The 17,905-nt window shown below is 72.0% G+C and carries 13 protein-coding genes; 10 read left to right on the top strand and 3 right to left on the bottom strand.

The genetic code is table 11. The features are described 5' to 3' along the window. Positions 1-25: 25 nt before the first annotated feature. Together V1633_RS22820 and V1633_RS22815 are read right to left on the bottom strand one after the other, a co-directional pair. Positions 26-583: a MauE/DoxX family redox-associated membrane protein gene (locus tag V1633_RS22820; RefSeq protein WP_331216432.1), complete on the bottom strand. Its 558-nt coding sequence runs from the start codon at positions 581-583 to the stop codon at positions 26-28. A 138-nt stretch (positions 584-721) separates the two neighbouring features. Then, positions 722-895 (bottom strand): hypothetical protein, encoded by a 174-nt coding sequence (locus V1633_RS22815; RefSeq protein WP_331216431.1) that lies wholly within the window; start codon positions 893-895, stop codon positions 722-724. Between the two features lie 360 nt (positions 896-1,255). Here V1633_RS22815 and V1633_RS22810 point away from each other — a divergent pair, with 360 nt between their 5' ends. From V1633_RS22810 to V1633_RS22765, 10 genes are all read left to right on the top strand, one after another. Then, positions 1,256-4,075: an AfsR/SARP family transcriptional regulator gene (locus V1633_RS22810; protein WP_331216430.1), complete on the top strand. Its 2,820-nt coding sequence runs from the start codon at positions 1,256-1,258 to the stop codon at positions 4,073-4,075. Between the two features lie 40 nt (positions 4,076-4,115). Beyond that, positions 4,116-4,652: an alpha/beta fold hydrolase gene (locus V1633_RS22805; protein WP_331216429.1), complete on the top strand. Its 537-nt coding sequence runs from the start codon at positions 4,116-4,118 to the stop codon at positions 4,650-4,652. Positions 4,653-5,058: 406 nt separating this feature from the next. After that, positions 5,059-5,277 carry a hypothetical protein gene (locus V1633_RS22800; RefSeq protein ID WP_331216428.1) on the top strand — a complete coding sequence of 73 codons (219 nt, stop codon included), beginning with the start codon at positions 5,059-5,061 and terminating at the stop codon, positions 5,275-5,277. Between the two features lie 48 nt (positions 5,278-5,325). Continuing rightward, entirely contained in the window at positions 5,326-6,294 is a 969-nt protein-coding gene (locus tag V1633_RS22795; protein ID WP_331216427.1) for an acyl-CoA dehydrogenase family protein, read from the top strand. Beyond that, positions 6,291-9,020, top strand: a complete 2,730-nt coding sequence (locus V1633_RS22790; RefSeq protein ID WP_331216426.1) for a thiopeptide-type bacteriocin biosynthesis protein — start codon at positions 6,291-6,293, stop codon at positions 9,018-9,020. Before V1633_RS22795 ends, V1633_RS22790 begins: the two co-directional genes overlap by 4 nt. Then, the gene (locus tag V1633_RS22785; protein ID WP_331216425.1) at positions 9,013-10,080 is read left to right on the top strand and encodes a glycoside hydrolase family protein; all 1,068 of its coding nucleotides are present in this window, start codon (positions 9,013-9,015) and stop codon (positions 10,078-10,080) included. Before V1633_RS22790 ends, V1633_RS22785 begins: the two co-directional genes overlap by 8 nt. Continuing rightward, the gene (locus V1633_RS22780) at positions 10,077-12,164 is read left to right on the top strand and encodes an ATP-binding cassette domain-containing protein (RefSeq protein WP_331216424.1); all 2,088 of its coding nucleotides are present in this window, start codon (positions 10,077-10,079) and stop codon (positions 12,162-12,164) included. Before V1633_RS22785 ends, V1633_RS22780 begins: the two co-directional genes overlap by 4 nt. Further along, a complete protein-coding gene (locus V1633_RS22775; RefSeq protein WP_331216423.1) occupies positions 12,157-12,996 on the top strand; it encodes a hypothetical protein in 840 nt (279 codons plus the stop codon). The genes V1633_RS22780 and V1633_RS22775 overlap by 8 nt, the downstream gene beginning before the upstream one ends. Then, entirely contained in the window at positions 12,993-14,255 is a 1,263-nt protein-coding gene (locus V1633_RS22770; RefSeq protein ID WP_331216422.1) for an FAD-binding oxidoreductase, read from the top strand. The genes V1633_RS22775 and V1633_RS22770 overlap by 4 nt, the downstream gene beginning before the upstream one ends. Continuing rightward, the gene (locus V1633_RS22765; protein ID WP_331216421.1) at positions 14,252-15,289 is read left to right on the top strand and encodes a glycosyltransferase; all 1,038 of its coding nucleotides are present in this window, start codon (positions 14,252-14,254) and stop codon (positions 15,287-15,289) included. Before V1633_RS22770 ends, V1633_RS22765 begins: the two co-directional genes overlap by 4 nt. On the opposite strand, the gene V1633_RS22760 is transcribed toward V1633_RS22765, so the two are convergent. Next, entirely contained in the window at positions 15,211-17,433 is a 2,223-nt protein-coding gene (locus tag V1633_RS22760) for an AfsR/SARP family transcriptional regulator (protein ID WP_331216420.1), read from the bottom strand. The two genes, V1633_RS22765 and V1633_RS22760, sit on opposite strands and share 79 nt — an antisense overlap. Positions 17,434-17,905: the final 472 nt, after the last annotated feature.

Genomic DNA, 17,905 nt, shown 5'->3' with positions numbered 1-17,905 from the left:
CGTGTCGGCGGCTCGCGTCCTGTGGTCATCGGGGGCCACGGACCGGGTCCGGGCCCGGCGTGACCGATTGGAAGAGATCGAGGATGTCGTCGAGCACCACCACCAGACCGCCCGACAGCAGGCCGCCGAGCAGTGCCGCGACCACCCCGCCGGCCCGCGTCGGACCGGCACCGAGACCGGCCACCACGCCGACGGCCGGGACGACCGCGAGTACGACGTTGCGGATGACCTGCCGGCGGCCGAGCGGGGTCGCGGAGGCGCCGAAGCACCGGCAGGGCGCGCGCACTCCCCGGCGCACCGAGACGCCGACGCCGACGGCGAACGCCACGAGCAGGGCCTCGGCGACCACCAGGCCCACCAGGTAGGTCCAGAAGGTCGGCAACGCGAGCAGTACCCACACACCGAACTCGGCGACCACGACGAGCCGGGCGACCGGCCGGCCCAGCCCGGGCGGCAGCAGCCGTAGCTCGCGCACCGACCCGACGAAGGCGTCGAACGCGTCCCTGCCCGCCACCTTGGTCAGCGACGACGCGAGGAACACCACCCCCAGCAGGCAGCGGATCGCGATCTCGAGATACTCCACTGACATTCCCTCCATGCCGCGGGACGACCGGATCCCGCACGGTGTCGGGAGCCGGCTGAGGAACGCCTGACCCGAGCCGGCCGACAGTGGCGGCGTACGGGCCGTGGCGTCCCCCAACCGACTACACGTGGCCGCTACTCAGCAGTCGCAGATGATGAGCTGGCACTCACCCGGCGCTCCGGAGCAGCAGGCGTAGCAGCCGCAGCCGCACTGGGTGCAGTAGCTGTGGCTACGACAGACCGCCGACGCGTCGACCTTGGGCACGAACAGGCCGAGCAGCCTGACGCCGAGCCCTTCGAGCTTTGCCTGCATGGTTCACCTCTCTCTCGATCCGGCTGACGCCCGGCCGGGCGTCAGCGCTCACCTCGCCCGTGGGTGCGACGGCGCGACCAGGCCGGGTTCCGCAGGTGATCCCGGGGTCAGGCCATTGCCGGACGTCCTGTCAGCATCTGGGTGCGGCCTGGTCGGCAGCCTTACGAATTCCCTAGCGGCGGGGCGCCGGGGCGTAAGACGCCGACACGGTGTTCCGTCCGGTGACGGCCGGCCGGAGCCCGCCAGATGATCATCGCCACTCAGGGCGATCGAATCTTCTGCATGTAACAATGGAGCGGTTCGAGCCGTAGGTTGGGTCGTTCACGGGGAGGCACCACGGACTTTCGGCTGCTCGGACCAGTGGAGCTGCTCGCGGGCGGGCGAGTGCTCGCCCTCGGACCGCCCAAGCAGCGAGCGGTGTTGGCGGCACTGGCGGTCGACGCCGGTCGGCCGGTCCCGGTCGGCACCCTGGTGGACAGGGTGTGGGACGAGGCGCCTCCGGCGGAGGCGCGCAACGCGCTCTACGCGCACATCATGCGGATCCGGCGCACGCTGGCCGAGGCCGCGCGGTTGGACAACCGCCCGTTCGGGCTGGTCCGCCGCGCCGGCGGATACCTGCTCGACGTCGACCGGAATCTGATCGACCTGCACCGCTTCCGTGGTTTCATCGAACAGGCCCGCGCTCCGGGCATCGGCGACCGCGAGCGGGCCGCATTCCTGCGGCGGGCGCTCGACCGGTGGCAGGGCCTACCGTTGGCGGGCCTGTCGGGCTCGTGGGCGGCACGGATCCGCGACGGCTGCCACCAGCAGCGGCTGGACGCCAGCGTGGCCTGGGCGCAGGCCGAGTTGCGGCTGGGCAACCACGAGGAAGTCATCACCCACACGTACGAGGCGCTCGCCGAGTACCCGCTGTCGGAGCCGCTCGCGCTGGCCCTGATCCGCGCCCTGCACGCCACCGGGCGGACCGCCGAGGCGCTGGAATGTTACGCCAGGATCCGCCAGCAGTTGGCTGATGAGCTCGGCATCGATCCCGGCGCGGACCTACGTCTGTTGCACGAGCGGATCCTGCGTGAGGAACCCGCCGGGTCGGTTCCGCCGAGGCCGACCGGGACCAGTCCCGGCCCGCGTGTGTCGGACGTGGTGGCGATCCCGGCGCAACTACCGCGCGAGGTGCCCGGGTTCGTCGGCCGCACCGAACAGCTCGCCCGCCTCGACAGCCTGCTCACGGCCACGGTCACCGCCGGCGGGACGCCGGCGGCGCTGGTCTGCGCGCTGTCCGGGACGGCGGGCGTGGGCAAGACCGCCCTGGCCGTGCACTGGGCCCACCGCGTCGCCGGACGGTTCCCCGACGGACAGTTGTACGTTGATCTGCGCGGGTTCAGCCCCAGTGAGCGGGTGATCTCCCCGGCCGAGGCGGTACGTGGCTTTCTCGACACCCTCGGCGTGCCACCCGGGCGGATCCCACCGACCCTCGACGCCCAGGGCGCCCTGTACCGCAGCCTGCTGGCGGGCCGGCGGATGTTGGTCGTGCTGGACAACGCCCGCGACGCCGAACAGGTCCGTCCGTTGCTGCCCGGCACGCCCACCGCGGTGGTCGTGGTGACCAGCCGCGACCTGCTCACACCGCTGGTCGCGGTCGACGGCGCCCATCCCCTCGTGCTCGACGTCCTGTCCGTCGGGGAATCCCGGAAACTGCTGGGCCACCGGCTCGGCACCGACCGCATCGCGGCCGAACCCGAGGCGGTCGAGCAGATCATCGGCGCCTGCGTACGACTACCGCTCGCACTTGCCGTCGCGGCTGCCCACGCCCAGCAGACGAGTTTCCCGCTCGCCGCCCACGCGGCCGAACTCGACGAGGCCGGACAGCGGCTGAACGCGCTCGACGGCGGTGACGCGGCCAGTCAGGTGCGGGCGGTCTTCTCGTGGTCGTACACGTCCCTCACCCCGTCCGCCGCCTGGCTGTTCCGGCTGCTGAGCCTGCACCCCGGCCCGGACATCTCGGTACCGGCGGTGGCCAGCCTCAGCGGCCGCTCCCTGGCCCGGTGCCGTCAACTGCTGACCGAACTGGTCCGCGCCAACCTGCTCGCCGAACACGTACCCGGCCGTTACACCTTCCACGACCTGCTGCGGACCTACGCCACCGAACTCGCGCACAGCCACCGGGCCGGCGACGACCACCCGGCTGCCGGGAACCGGATGTTCGACCACTACGTGCACACCGCCAACGCCGCCGACCGGCTGCTGAGCCCGTACCGGGACCCGATCCGCCTGCCCCTCGCCCCGCTCCCGCCCGGCAGCCGCCCCGAACCCCTGGCGGACCACCACGCGGCGATGGCGTGGTTGACCAGCGAACACCGCGTACTGATCGCCGTCCTCCGGCAGGCCTCCGAGGTCGGGCTCGACACCCACGCCTGGCAGCTGGCCTGGGCGCTCACCACGTTCCTGTACCGCCAGGGGCACTGGCACGACCAGCACGCCGCCTGGCGGGTCGCGTTGTCCGCCGCCCGCCGGCTGGGTGACCCGGCCGCGCAGGGCGACGCGCACCGCATCCTCGGTCGTTGTGACGCCCGGCTCGGCCGCCACGGCGACGCGCACATCCACCTCCGCCGGGCCCTGCACCTGTACGGCCAGGTGGACGACGTGGCCGGTCGAGCCGACACCCACGCCGACCTCGCCTACCTGCGGGACCGACAGGGCCACCTCGAAGATGCCCTCGACCACGCCCAGCGGGCCCTCGCCCTGCACCAGGCGGCCGGTGACGACCGGGGCCAGGCGTACGCCCTCAACGGGCTCGGCTGGCACCACGCCCTGCTCGGCGACCACACCCAGGCCCGGGTGTACTGCGAACGGGCGCTCGCGCTCCTGCAGCGGCTCGGTGACCGGTCGGGCGAGGCCGCCACCTGGGACAGCCTCGGCTACGCCCACCACCACCTCGGCGACTACGCCGAGGCCGCCGGCTGTTACCGGCGGGCCCTCACGCTGCGCCGGGACCTCGGCGCCCGGTACGTCGAAGCCACCACCCTCGGCAAACTCGGTGACACCCAGCAGGCGGCCGGCGACCACGCCGCCGCCCGCGTCAGCTGGCGGCAATCGCTGGTCATCCTGCAGGAGCTGGGTCATCCGGACGCCGACGACATGCGCGCCAAGCTCGGCCAGCCGCAGCGACGTACCGGGCCGTAGCGGTACGGAACCTGGACCTGTCCTGAGTAGGGTCGTCCGCGTGGCTGACGCTGTCGTGATTCCCGGCGCCTGGTTCGGGCCGGGCGCTCCCCTGCTGATGTATGCCGGCGACGTGGCAGAGCAGCGGGGCGCGACGGTACATCGACACTCGTGGTCCACGGAGTTTCCGAAGCCGGATCAGCCGGAGATCGAGAGCTGGGTCGGCGGTGAGATCGTTCCACTGCTCGACACCATCGAGGGTCGCCCACTGCTGATCGGCAAGTCGCTCGGTACGAACGCGGCAGCGATCGCCGCCGAGAGATCCTTGCCCGCCGTGTGGCTCACGCCCCTGCTCACCCTGCCGTGGGTGGCTGACGCGCTGGGCCGCGCAACCGCGCCGTTCCTGCTCGTGGGTGGCACCGCCGACAGGCTGTGGGACGGCGACGTCGCCCGCCGGCTGTCTCCCCACGTGCTGGAGGTGGAAGGCGCGGACCACGGCATGTACGTACCCGGCCCGCTCACCGAGTCGATCGCGGTGCTCAGCCGGGTCGTGGTCGCCGTGGAGGAGTTCCTCGACGCGATCGGCTGGCCGGGCTAGTCACCGCGTTCCGCGCCGCCGCCGCTGGTGCCTGGCGGCGGATCTCCCCCGGCGGGCGGTCGTGGACCGTCCGGCCCGCCCGGGCGGGGACGGGGCAACCGTAGAGACCGCGCAGTCGGGCAACCCGGTGATCACCACCTGATCGAACGGGCGGATCGTGATCCTGGACGGCCGCCGACGTCTTCGGCTCCTGCCAACCGGAAGCGTGGCCGGGCGGCCCGGCCGACGGGACCTGCCGGGGTCGCCCTGACCAGCCACCGCGCCGTGGATGAGCAGCGAGGCGGCTGAACCGAAGAGCGAACGCGTAGCCGACGCATAAATCCCTTGATCACACTGGCCGCCAATCAGGGCGTGCGCGGAACCTCCGCGTGGCATCGAGCCCTAACGGATCCGAGAAGGGACTGGTATGGCCGAGAACATCGCCACGGGTTTCACCGTGGCTGACCAGGCCGAGTACTTCGTCGACCTCGACGACCTCGACCTGGCCGGGGTTGACGTCGACACCTGGGACAAGACCGCGGGCGGCACCACCATCGCGTGCGTCACCCGCACGATCACCATCGCCACCAGGGCTGTTTGCGGCTCGATCGACTGCAGCGGGCCGCCGCCCGGTGGCAGCTACTGAATTCCGTGAGCCTGGTACACGACGTTCCGTGAGGTTGGTTTACAACCGGTGAAACAGCTCAGCTCTCCGTTGCTGTGGCTGCGAGACGGTCCGGAGGAGGTCCAGAGCCTGGCAGCGGGCCTGGACCTCGTTCGGACCGCCGCCCACAAGGACGCCAGCCACGCGTGGCTGTGCATGATTGCCAACGGCACCGCGCACTACCTGTCCACCTATGCGTCGTCAGAGCTGCTGTCGAGGTGGTACGTCGGCGACAACGAGCTGTACGGCGTGGTCGCCCCGGTCGGCCGGCTGCGCACCGGCACGGATGGCGGACTGGTGCTTGACGGGTCCTGGCGGTTCGGCTCCGGGTCTCACCGGGCTGCGGTCATGGCGATGGGGTGCGAGCCCGTGGCGGGGCGCCGCACCACCGTCCTCGTCGACCGGGACCGGCTGGAGGTGGTGCATCCGTGGGAGGGGCCGGGGCTGCTCGCGACCGCCAGCCACACTCTGCGGGCCAGCGGCGTACGCGTGTCGCCCCCGGACATCGTCGACATGACCGACGTCCCGGCCGGTAGACCGGTCGGTATCTACGCTGATCCGGACCTCTTTCTGGCGAACATGCCCGGGGTGGCGATCGGGCTCGCCGAACGGCTACTGGCGCTGCTCGGCCCAAGCCCGGTGCCCGGTGCGTGGCAGGCCACCTACGCCGACGCGGTCGCCCGGAGCATCCTCGCCCGACGCGGCCTGACCGGGATGCTGCACAGCTTCGACGCGTTGGCCCGAGCCGGGCAGCTCGCGCTGTTCTCGCCGGCGTTGCGGCAGGAGTTTCTGCTGATGCTGAGCGCCAGTTACCACGTTGGTCTGGATGCCGCGCTCGCGCTGGCGGAGCGCTGCGACTCGACGGACCCGGAGGTCCGGCAGCAGCTGGAGCAGGCACGCGTCGACATCGCGATCATGCGGCCGCACGGCGCGATGCGACCGTCCAGGTTGGTCAGCGGCCAGCCGGGTTCACCGGCCCCGGAATGGATGTCCCGATGACCTCACCGCCACCGCTGTCGACGCCGGGTTGGTGCCTGCTTCGAGTTCCGGTGCTGCCTGCGGTGCCGGATGCCGCTGCTCCGGAGGGCTTGGCGCGGCAGCTACTGGAGTTGGCCATCGACTACGCGACCGTGTTCCAGCGCGCGGCGGAGGAGGACCGGGACTGGCAGGATCCGGCGACGCGCCAGGCGGTCTACGGCAGCCGGGCGACATACCGCCCGACCCCGTTCGGCGTGTTCAGCTTCAGCCTGCTCGCCGACCTCGGCGACGAGGGTGCCGGCGCACCGGCCACCCGGCTGGAACTCGGAACCGACGTGCGGCTGCGCCGCCTCGACCTGCCCCGGCGGACCGGCGAGTGGTTCGTCAATCCCTCCCTGGCCGCCGAGCACGGCCGGTGGTCGTACCTGCACCCGGACAAGGGCGGAGTCACCTCGATATCAGACGCACCGAGCGTGCGCCAGCTCGCCGAGCGGCTCGCCGCACAGCTCGCCGCCGCACCCCGGTCGGCGGAGGAGTGGGCGGCCGTGCTCGGCGGCGAGACCCAGTTCGACCTGTGTGTGGAACGGCAGTTGCTGCTGCCGGAGCACACGCCACCGATGCTGGTCGACCTGGCCGAGCCGGCCGCGCCCACCGAGGCGGTCAAGGCGGCGCTGGCCACCGATCGGCCGTTCCGGGACGACCAGTTCGTGGACGCGTTCAGCGAGGTCCGGGCGCGACTGCCCAGGGCGGGCGCGGCGGCGCTGCTCGACGGGGCCACCCAGCTCCTGGGGGCGCAGTGGCGACCCCGGCGGCTCGACCGGGTGCGGGACCATGTGGCCGGCGGCTACAGCGGCGGGGCGGTGCCGCTGGTGTGGCTGCTGACCGCTCCGGTGGACCATCCGCTGGGAAGCTGGCGGCGGCAGGAAACCGATGTCGAGGGCGACCGTCCGGACCCAGCGCGACGGCTGTTCGTGCCGCGGGCCCGCCGCGACAGCGGCGCGGTGCAGTGGTGGCAGGAAGCGCTCACGCTGGACCAGTGGCGGGCCCGTGAGCGGTCGCGCGCGGGGGACGGCGCCGGGTTCACCCGGCCGCAATTCGGGATGGTCAACGGCGCGCTGCTGGCCGAACCGGTGGCGGGAACGGACGCCTGGATCAAGATGGTCCTGCCGGGTTTCTGGGGCGGGCCCGGCGCCCGGCTCGGTGAACAGCTGGGGATTCCGAAGCTCGACCTCGGTGCGGCGGGCCCCGGCTGGCTTCCGGTGGAGATCGGATGGGTCTCGCCGGACCGGCGGGCGCCGCTGGTGCGGCGGCCGGAGAGTGGGTTGCCCCGGCTCAACGTCAACCTGCCACCCCGTGGCGATGACCTGCGACTGGCGGATCTGGCCGTGACCGTACATGCGGGGCGGCTTCAGTTGGTTCACCGGTCTGACGGGCGATATGTGCAGTTGCGGTGGGACAGCCCGTTGACGTTGAGTAACCGGTTCAACCCGTGGTTGGTGCAGCTCCTTGGGTTGCTGCTGGACGAGGCCAACGGCCCGGCGCTGACCGCCGACCCGAGCCTGTGGGCGCCGCCGGGTGGGATGGCTCCTCGGATCACCGCCGGCCGTTGCCTGGTGGCCCGGCGCAGCGTGGTCCTGGACGCGCAGCACCGCGCCGATCTCCTGGCGCTGGCCGAGGACCCGGCGCGGTTGTGCGACGTGCTCACGGAGGTGGGGCTCGGGCCGCAGCTGGACGCGAGCGAGGGACCGGATGTGACCATGCGTCTGGATCTCACCGACGCCACCCAGCGGTGGTGGTTCGTCCGACGCCTCCGTCGCGAGAGCCGGCTGATGCTGCACGAGGCCCTGCCGGTGGCGACGCTTGTCGACTCGGAGCTGGGCGGGCACCTCCACGACGTGTGGGTGCCGTGGCGGGGGCCTGATCCGGAACCGGTCCGGCCGATGGCGCGGACCCGGCTGGTGGACCGGCAACCGGTCGCCGACCCGGAGTGGACGAGCTGGTACGTCTACGCACCGGAGCGGGTGGTGGAGCTCTGGCTGGGCCGTCCCGAGATCGTGACGTTGATGCGCCGGTCACACCTGTTCTACATCCGCTACCACGACGAGCGGCCACATCTGCGGGTACGGGTGCACCGCGCCGTCGATACCGAGCCGCTCCTGGCCGGCCTGCGCGCCCACCTGTCCACGATGGTGCCGCAGCAGCCCTGCGAGGTCGACCTCCGGGCCTGGACACCGGAGGACCACCGGTACGGCGGCGCAGCGGCCAGGCACGACGCCGTGACGCTGTTCTGCGCCGACTCAGCCTGGTGGGCGCAACGACTCGCGGCCGGTCCGGACCAGGCGGGCCGGTACAGCCTGGCGGTTTCCCGGATCGCCGCCTGGTGTCAGCAGCTGGTGGGCGAGGAGCGTGCCCTGACCCTGCTCTGCGACCTGCGCGGCCTGGACCCCCGGCTGCCCAGCTCGCGGGCCCAGCGGGAGTGGATGGCGACCTTCCGGGCTGCTCGGCCGGACCTGGAGCAGGCCCTCGACGTCGCACTCGCCGAGCCGGAGCCCGCCTTGGACTACCTGGACGACCTGGACCGGGACGCCTACGCCACGGCGCTGAGCGCCCTCATCCACATGAGCGTCAACCGTGGGCTGCCGCTGGGACGGGCGGTGAGTCGCGAGCCGGAACTCGTACTGGCGGCGGCGCGATTGTTGAAGGGTCGGCAGGCGCGGGCAGCCCACGGCAGAGCAGCCGATGGCTGAGTCCGATGCGGCCCGGCGGCTGCTGCGTCGGCTCGTCGCCGAGCTACGGCAGCGGGGGCACGCGAGTCCGGAGGCGTTGACCGCCCTCGCCCTGCTCGCGTCCCGGCTGGGTCAGCAGGGGCTGGCGGCGTCCCTGACCGAGCTGGCCTTCCGGGGCGGACAGGTGCCCGACTTTCGGGTCAGCTGGCTGCGCCACCGGCTGGTGGGTGAGTGCCTTCCGCCGGGCCCCGGCCAGGCCGAGAGGCTGGTCCGGGGCAGGGCGGAGGCGGTGGAAGTGGCCGACGCCTTCTATCGGCACTACCTGGAGAACGGTGACCACGATCTGATCAACGGCGCCGGAGGGGTGGCGATGATTCTGTGGGACCTCGCTGACGAGCCGGCCCGCGCCAGGACGGCACCGTCCGTGGCCGAGATCGCGATGTCCATCATGGAGCAGGGGTCGCCCGGTCTCTACCACGGCCGCAGCGGCGGAATCCTGCTGCTACGGATGCTGGGCCGCCGCTACGGCCAGGACCGGCCGATGACCACGGCGGTCGACGCGCTGATCCGCGATCTGGAGCGGTTGACCCCCGACGTGCTCGACCGCGGCTGGCTGGGCGTCGGCGGCGTCACCATGTGCTACGGCCAGCCCGGGATGCTGACCGCGCTGGGGCCGGGGGTCGACCAGGGAGTGCTGGCGGGGCTCATCGACGCCCCGATCACCGGCCCCGCCGTCCAACGGCTCGACGAACTGCTGGCCGACCCCGGCTCCGACGTCACGGTCTGCCACGGCCTGGCCGGGCTGAGCCTGGCGACCAGGCTCGCCCCCGGGTGGCGGGACCTGGTCGGCCCGGGCCGCCGGGCCCGGTTGGCGGCCCGGCTCGCCCGTCACCTCGACCGGACCGACGACCGAACCGTCACCGCCGTCTTCGACACGCCGCTCAAGATGTCGCTGATCGAGGGGACGCTCGGGGTGGCACTGGCGCTGGCGGAGACCGAGGCCACGTCGCGGCCGTGGTGGGGAGTCTGCGTGAGCCTGGGTGACGGGTCCGCCGCCGCGACGATGGGGAGCAGTCAATGACGGTGACATTACAGACCGAGGACAACGACTGCGGTGTGTGGGCACTGATCGCCAGCCTGCGCGTGCAGGGGTTTCAGTTCTCCGAGTCGGCGTTGCGGGACGCGCTGGCGACGCGGGGGGCGTTGTCGCTACAGGACCTGCGGGACACCTGCGCCGCGGTGGTCGGCGTGCGATACCGCGGCCGGCGGGACTTCCCGTTCGCCGAACTCACCCCGGGCACGATCGTCCACCTTCGCGCCGACCACTTCATCACCGTCGAGCGGCGGCGCGGCCGGCGGGTGCGGATCTTCGACCCTTCGGTCGGGTACGGGTGGCTGACCGAGCCCGCCTACCAGGAGCAGGCCAGCGGCTGGGTACTGTCGCCGGCCACGCCGGAGCCGGCGGCCGGGGCGCCTCGCCGCCCGAGGGCGGCGGCTCGGGCCGAGTGGCTTTGGCCGATGCTGCGCTCCGGCCAGGTCAGGTTTCGGCAGGTTGTGCCCGTCCTCGCGATGAGCCTGCTGCTCTACACCGGCCTGACCCTGCTCAACATGATCCTGCTGCCGTACCTGAACGAGGTCGCTGTCGGCGGCACGGTCGCCACGCCCACCCTGGTCACCGCGTTGGTGGCGTTCAGCGTCGCGGTCAGCGCACTGTTCTGGATCCGACATCGACAGCTGACCTCCCTTGGACTGTCGTTCGACCGGGCCATGCTGCGCGAGCTGGTCGACCGGTTGACCCGTACGTCGGCGCGGACCGAGATGACCTCGGGCGATGTGCTGAACCGGGTGCAGAGCGCCCGCGCCGTCCGGGAGGCCGGCACCGGCCTGGCGCTGTCGCTGTTCACCGACGCGGTCGCCGTGGTGATCCTGCTGACGTTCATGGCGACGATGTCGCTGCCACTGACCGGCGTGGTGGCCGGTGTCGCCGTACTCCACATCGTCCTCACGTTCCTCGGGCGGATGCCGATCAACCGCCGTTTCGAGGAGCAACTGCGACTCGACGGGGAGCTCCAGGATCTCCTGATCAGCATCTCCGAGGGGTTGACCACCTATCGGGGGCTCGGGGCGGTCTCCCACCTGGAGGCCGAGCATTCCCGGCGGCTGGACCGGCTGCATCAGTCGGTCCGCGGGCTCGAATACAAGCTGGCCTGGGTGTACGGGCCGAGCAGCGCCCTGCGGTTCGCCGGCCTGTACGTGATCCTCGTGGTCGGCTCGGTGCTGCTGTCGGCAGGTCTGGTCAGCACCGGCGAGCTGTTCGGGTTCCTCACCCTGGGGGGCACCGTACTGTTCTCGATCACCGCGATCGCGCAGAGCCTCACCAACGCCGCCTCGCTGGAGCGGCAACTGCGTTACGTGACGAGTCTCTTCGCGTTGCCGGTGATGGAACGGGGCGCCCGCACCGAGCCGGTGCCCGAGGCGTCGGCGGTGCTGCTGGAGGGGGTTCGCGTGCATCGCCCGAGAGAGCACTTCGACCTGCGGCTGGACCTGCGGGTGGAGCGGGGCGAGACGGTGACCGTCAGCGGTGTCAGCGGGGTCGGCAAGTCCACCATGGCTCAGATCATCAGCGGCCTGGACCCGGTGCCGGCCGGGCAGGTGACCGTCTACGGGGTGCCGATGGCGGACTGGGACCCGGATCGGCTCCGCCCGCTGGTGTGTTACGTCCCGCCCCGGTCCGACTTCCTGCACACGACGATCCGGGACAGCCTGTCCAGCGGGGCAGCCGACGTGACCGACCAGGAGATCAACGACCTGCTCGCCGAGATGGAGCTGACCGAGGTGATGCGCCCGTTGCGACTCGGGCTGCGTACCAAGATGCGGATAAACGCCTCGACCTTCAGCGCGGGAGAGGTGCAGCGGTTCGCGTTGGCCCGGGCGCTGCTGCGTCGACCGTCGCTGTTGATCCTCGACGAGGCGACCAACTCGCTGGACCGGGAGCTGGAACTGCGGCTGCTCGTCGAGGCGAAGCGGCGGGTGGAGACGCTGATCGTGATCAGCCATCGCCCGGTCGGTGAGCACCTCGACAGCCGGCACGTCCGGATCGTGCGTGACGCTACCGGCGTGTCCCGGCTCGAGCCGACGGCGGGCGTGGCGGTCGTCGGTGGCTGAGGGAGTACGTGGTGTGCACGCCTACTGGCAGCTACCCCGCCGGCTGCCCCGGGCATACCAGCAGCTGTCCCGGGTGACCTGGCTGCTGAGCGTCCTCTCGTGGCAGCGGTACGCCGGCCCGATCACGCTCTACGCCGACCCGCCGACCATGGAGTGGCTCGACCGGCTCGGCTGGCTCGACCGCTACGACCAGACCGAGACGCTGGACGACCGGGATCTCGACCAGCGCTACGACCGGGTCGCATGCTTCGCGTTGCCGAAGCTGCTCGCGCTGGAGCGGTACCCGGACGCGGTCCTGGTGGACACCGATGCCTACCTGCGCACCCAGCTACGTCTGCCCGCCAACGGATCGATCTTCGCGCATTTGGAGCGCGGTGACGCCGACTTCTACTCCCGGCTGCGGGAGCTACGCAATCCCGCCGGGGTGGAGCTGCCGGACTCGCCGTCGACGATCGGTAACACCTCGCTGTTCCGGGCGGCCAGCCCGCACCTGGCACGCCGGATCAGCCACGCCGGGCTCAGCTTTCTGGCCGGCAATCCGACCACCCCCGGCCGCGACCTTCACCTGCACATGACAGTCGCCGAGCAGGTGCTCGCCACCCATCTGACCACGGTCGCCGGGCAGCCGGTGGTGAACCTGTTCAACGCGCTGTGGTGCGCACGGACGCTGCGCTGGCTCACCGACCCACCGCGCTTCGGCCACCTGTGGAACCTCAAGCGAGGAGCCCCGGCCGAGCACCTGTTCGCCGCGTACGTGTCGGTCACCCACACGCTCCGGGACGAGTACGGGGTCGCCCCGGACCGGGTGCGCGCACTGCTGGAGCGGACATGATCTCGACCGAGTTGCTCGATCGGCTGGCGAACACCGGTGCCGGGCTGGCCCGCCCTGCCGGATCGACCGTACTTGGCGGGCATGTTCCGGCCTGGGTGCTGGAGCCGGAGTCGTTGGCGCAGCTCACCGCGCTGGTCAGGATCCTGCACGAGGACGGCGTGGCCTGGCGGGTGGACGCCCGCGGTCGCAACTGGGGGTACGACGACACCCGCGTCCGCGTCCCCGGGCTGATCGTCCGGCTGGCTCGGATGGACCGGTTGGACCTCGATGTCGAGCTCGGCCTCGCCACGGTGCAACCCGGGGTTACCTTCGCGCAGCTCAACGCGGCGTTGCGGCAGGCCGAGGCTCGTTTCCAGCTGCCCGAGCCGGGCTCCGGCCCGCACACCTCGGTGCTGGGCAACGCCCTGGAGCGTGGCCTGCTCGCCGGCCTGGGTGAGCGGGAACGCCACTGTCGAGACTTTCTCGTCCTGAGCCGCGACGGCGAACTCACGCGCCTGGGCTGGGAGGACGCCGCCGACGACCGGGTTCGCCGGGCGCTGCCCTATCCACCCGGCCCGCATCTCCAGGGGTCACTGTTCCAGACCGCCGGACACGGGCCGGTGGTGGTGGAGCTGACGCACGTGCTGCCGGTGGCGACCGTACTGACGGCCGCCCCGGTGCTGCTCGCCGGTGCCGAGCTGACCGAGGATCTGCTGCGTTGTTGGCGGGACATGCTCCTGGACGAGCTGGTGACCTCCACCGTTCTCGCCTCGCCGGCCCGCCGCCGCGCCCAGGGCATCACCGGCAGCCACGACGGGCTCGTCCTCGACCTGTATGTCACCGCCGGTTCGCCCGCGATGCTGCGGGCCAAGACCGCCGACGTGCAGCGGCTGGCCCGCGAGCACGGGCAGCGACTGGCCGCCCGACTCGGCGGAAACTACGACGACCTGGGCATCCTCGGCGGTAACCGGGACCATCCGGAGGCGGTCGGCCAACTGTCGCAGGGGCTGGAATGGCACACCGCGGCGCTGCCGTTCGCCCCGTCGGTTGTCGCCGCGTTCGCCCGTGCCGTGCGGGCGGACCCGATGCTGGCGGACGTCCCCTGGACCCTGCGCCCGCTCGACTCCCGGGCGTTGGTCTGGCTGGCGCCTCTCGTCTACCGCAAGGACGACCCGGACAGCGTCGCGCTGCTGCGGCGTCGGGTGGCCGCCGTCGTCCGGCTCCGCGACGGGTTCGCCGTCCCGGCCTACCGGTCCGGCGCGGTACGGGGTGACCGATGAGCCACGTTCTGGTCACCAGCGTCCACCGAATCCACGCCGGCCGGTCCGGGGAGGCTGTCCACCTGCGCCAGCTCACCGAGGCCCTGCGGGCCGCCGGCGAGCGGGTGACCGTGCTCGATGGTCCGGTGGAGCCGGGTGGGGCCGACACCGGCCACGAGGTCGGATTGCGGTCGCTCGCCGAGCGACTGGGCACCCTGCTGGCCCGGGACCGGCCCGATGCCGCCCTGCTCTGGGGGCATCGGGGCGAGGAGACCGAGCTGGCGCGGCGGCTGGCGGCGGCCGACGTGCCGACCGTGCTGGAGCATCCGGCCGCCGACCTCCAGCCCGTGCCGGAGACACTGCGGCTGATCGACGAGGTGGTGGTCCCGTCCGAGTTCGCCCGGCGGCTGTTCGTGTCGCAGACCGGCCGCCCGGCTCGGGCCATCGCACCGTGCCTGCGTGGCTGCGACTGCGCCGCGGAGCCGCCCCGTGACCTGCCGCGTACCGGGCCGTACCGGTTGACGTTCATCAACCCGGAGCCGGCCAAGGGCCTTGGGATCGTGCTGCACCTCGTGGCGGCCGCCGCCGGGGCGAAGCTGCCGTTCACGTTCCGGTTCGTGGAGGGGCGGTGGACCGCGGCCCACCTCGCCCGGCTCGGCATCGACCCGGCGAACCTGCCCGGGGTGGAGATAGTGGGATACCGCGCCGACATCTGCGCGCTCTACGCCGAGGCCGACCTGCTGCTCGTACCGAGCCTGTGGCAGGAGAGTTTCGGGATGGTCGCCCGCGAAGCCGTGATCCACGGCGTGCCGGTGGTGGCCACCCGGGTCGGCGGGCTGCCGGAGGCGGTCGGTGTCGGAGGGGTCTGCCTCGAACCGCCGAAGTGCGGCGACGGCTACCGGGTCCGGATGACCACAGCCGAGGTCAGGACCTGGCTGGCGGCCGTGGTCACCGCGCTGCGCGGCACCCACCGGCGTCAACCGGAGCTGCTGTCCCGGGCCACCTCGGACAGTGTCCGGGCGTACCGGGCGGTGCTCGGCTCGTCGCCGGGATGAGTGTGTCGGGCGGCCCGGATCACGGCACCGGCGATCGCCGACGCCGGCCGGGTCCAACCCTGCCCGTTCGCCACCGCCACCACCGTCGCCAGGTTTGCCTGCTCCTCGTGGAGCCAGTCACGCGGCGCGGCGAGCAGCCGGTCCAGCTCCGCCGGTGGGAACAGCGGCCGGGACCAGCTACGCGACGACGACTGCCGGGGAAGCATCCGCCGCGCGCGCGCTGGCGCCAGCCGGTACGCAGCCTCCCGTGCCAGGACGCTCCAGCCGTCGACCGCGCGTGCCAGTGCCTGGTCGGCGGATACGACGCTGTGCGGCGGTTCGTTCGCGGCGGTGCTGAGCGCATAGGCCCGGACCAGCTCGGAGAGCACGTAGCGGTGCGGGCCGAAGCTCTGGCGCGGCACCGGCGTCAGCAGGTGGGCGCCGACCAGTTCGTCCAGGGCCTGCATCGCCTCGCGGGGTGCCAGGCCGGCGCAGACCGTGGGCGCCCAGTCCGGGATGGTGGCGGTCGGGAGTACGGCGACCCGGCGCAGTGCCAGGCCCGCCGTCGCGCTGAGCCTGCGGAACGACGGTGCGAGGATGTCGCGCATCGAACCGTCGTCGCTGCCCAGTTCGTCAAGCCGGTGCTGCGGGTCACGCAGCAGCGCCACCAGGTCGGCGGCCCACCGGCCCCGGTACATCCGGCGGGCGGCGAACCACAGGGCCAGCGGCAGGCCGTCGCAGAGGTTGCAGAGCGCCCGGACGGCGGCTGGTTCCGCCGCGAGCCGATCAGGGCCGAGATGACCGGCGAGGATGTCGAGTCCCTGCGCGTGCGACACCGGCGCCACCTGGTGCCGGTACGCCCCCGGGAGGTCGGGCTGCCAGCGGGTGGTGACCAGCACTGTGCAGCCAGCCCCGGCCGGCAGCAGCGGCAGCACCTGGTCGGCCCCGCCGGCATCGTCGAGCAGCAGCAGGCAGCGCCGCTCCGCGAAGAGGCTGCGCAAGAGCGCGGCCCGTTCGGCCAGCTCAACCGGGATTGCCGCATCGGTGACGCCCAACGCGCGGAGGAATCCGTCGAGCACCTGCTCCGGGTCTCGCGGCTGACCGCTGCCGGCGAGGTCGACGTACAACTGGCCGTCGGGATAGGCGGCGGCGACGGCATGGGCGACCTGGAGCGCCAGGGCGGACTTGCCGACCCCGGGCATGCCGTGCAGTAGCGCGACCCGCGGCCCGGCGTCCCCGGGTCGGTTCGGGTCGCTGCCCAGGCGCCTGACCAGATCCGCCAGCTCGGTCTGGCGCCCCGCGAAGAACGGCGGCGCGGGCGGTAGTTGGGCTGGCCGTGGCTGGTCGGCGACGCGATAGGCCGGCGGGTCGCCGACGGTGGGTTGGTCGGAATCGGGTGCGCCGACGACGTCGAGGCCCGGATCCTGCCGGAGCACGGCGTACTCCAACTCGCGCAGGAGCGGGCCCGGGTCGAGCCCGTGCTCGTCCACCAGCATCTGCCGGCCGTGCCGGGCCACCTCGAGCGCCTCCGGTTGCCGGTCACTTCGATAGAGCGCCACCATGAGCTGGCCGCGTAGTCGTTCCCGAAACGGATGTTCGGCGACGTACTGCTTCAACGCCGGAATGAGGCCGCGGTGCAGACCGAGCTGGAGCTCAATATCGATCAGCCATTCCAGGTCGGCGAGCCGGGTCTCCTCCAGCCGATGACGGGCCGGGGCGACGAACCCGGCGACGGCGCCTGCCAGTGCCGGGCCGCCCCAGAGCGCCAGCGCGTCGCGCATGAGTTTGCGGGCGTCCGGAAGTCGGCCGCGGTCACGCTCGGCCCGCGCCAACTCGACAAGCTCGGTGTAGGCCGCCAGGTCGAGTTCGTGCGAGGCGAGGTCCAGCACGTAGCCGCCGGGCTTGGTGAGCAGCGGGAGCGTCGCGTCGCCGGTTCGCTGGAACGTCCAGCGCAGCGCCGAGATCTCGGACTGCACCTGCGCCCGCGCCGTGGCCGGCGGCGTGCTTTCCCAGATCGCCGTGGTCAGCTGGTCGACCGACACCACACGATTGGCGTTCAGCAGGAGGTAGGCGAGCACTGCCCGGCGGCGGGGCCGGGCCACACCGACCGGCTCACCGTCCGCGGTTGCGGCGACCGGACCAAGCACCGTGAACCGCAGAGTCATCCCGTTACCCGGGCGGATTCGTCGGCCCTCCGGACCACCCAGGAGATGCCGTTCGTGCCTTGGACTGTCACGGTCACGTGGTACCCGTCCCCGGCGGCGACCGGGGAGCGATCGAGTGTTCGTCGATCTGCCCACGCAGTGGGCGAATGCTGGTTCACCCATTGTGAACAGCAAAAGCCACACGAGTGCGAGCAGAGCGGCACGCAACCCACCGCGCCCGCTCACAGTAATTGTCATCATCAGTCTGCATCACTCGTCACGACGACTCGGAGTCGCCTTGATCCGGACCGTATCCGAAGTCCAGCCTCGGAGCGACGCCAGGACCTCGGCGGTTGTTCCACCGATGCTACGACCGCCTGCGTATATTCAGCGCACAGGCGGAGTACACGCGATAATCGCCCCCGCTGTCATGTCAAGGTACAGCGGATGTGGCGCGCTTATTCGGAACCCGCATTTATTGGGGATTTCGGAT

It is taken from the genome of Plantactinospora sonchi (assembly GCF_036422035.1).
GTDB classification, from domain to species: domain Bacteria; phylum Actinomycetota; class Actinomycetes; order Mycobacteriales; family Micromonosporaceae; genus Plantactinospora; species Plantactinospora sonchi.
Note: the sequence above shows the minus strand (reverse complement) of the source record. Positions and strands in the feature narration are given on the sequence as shown.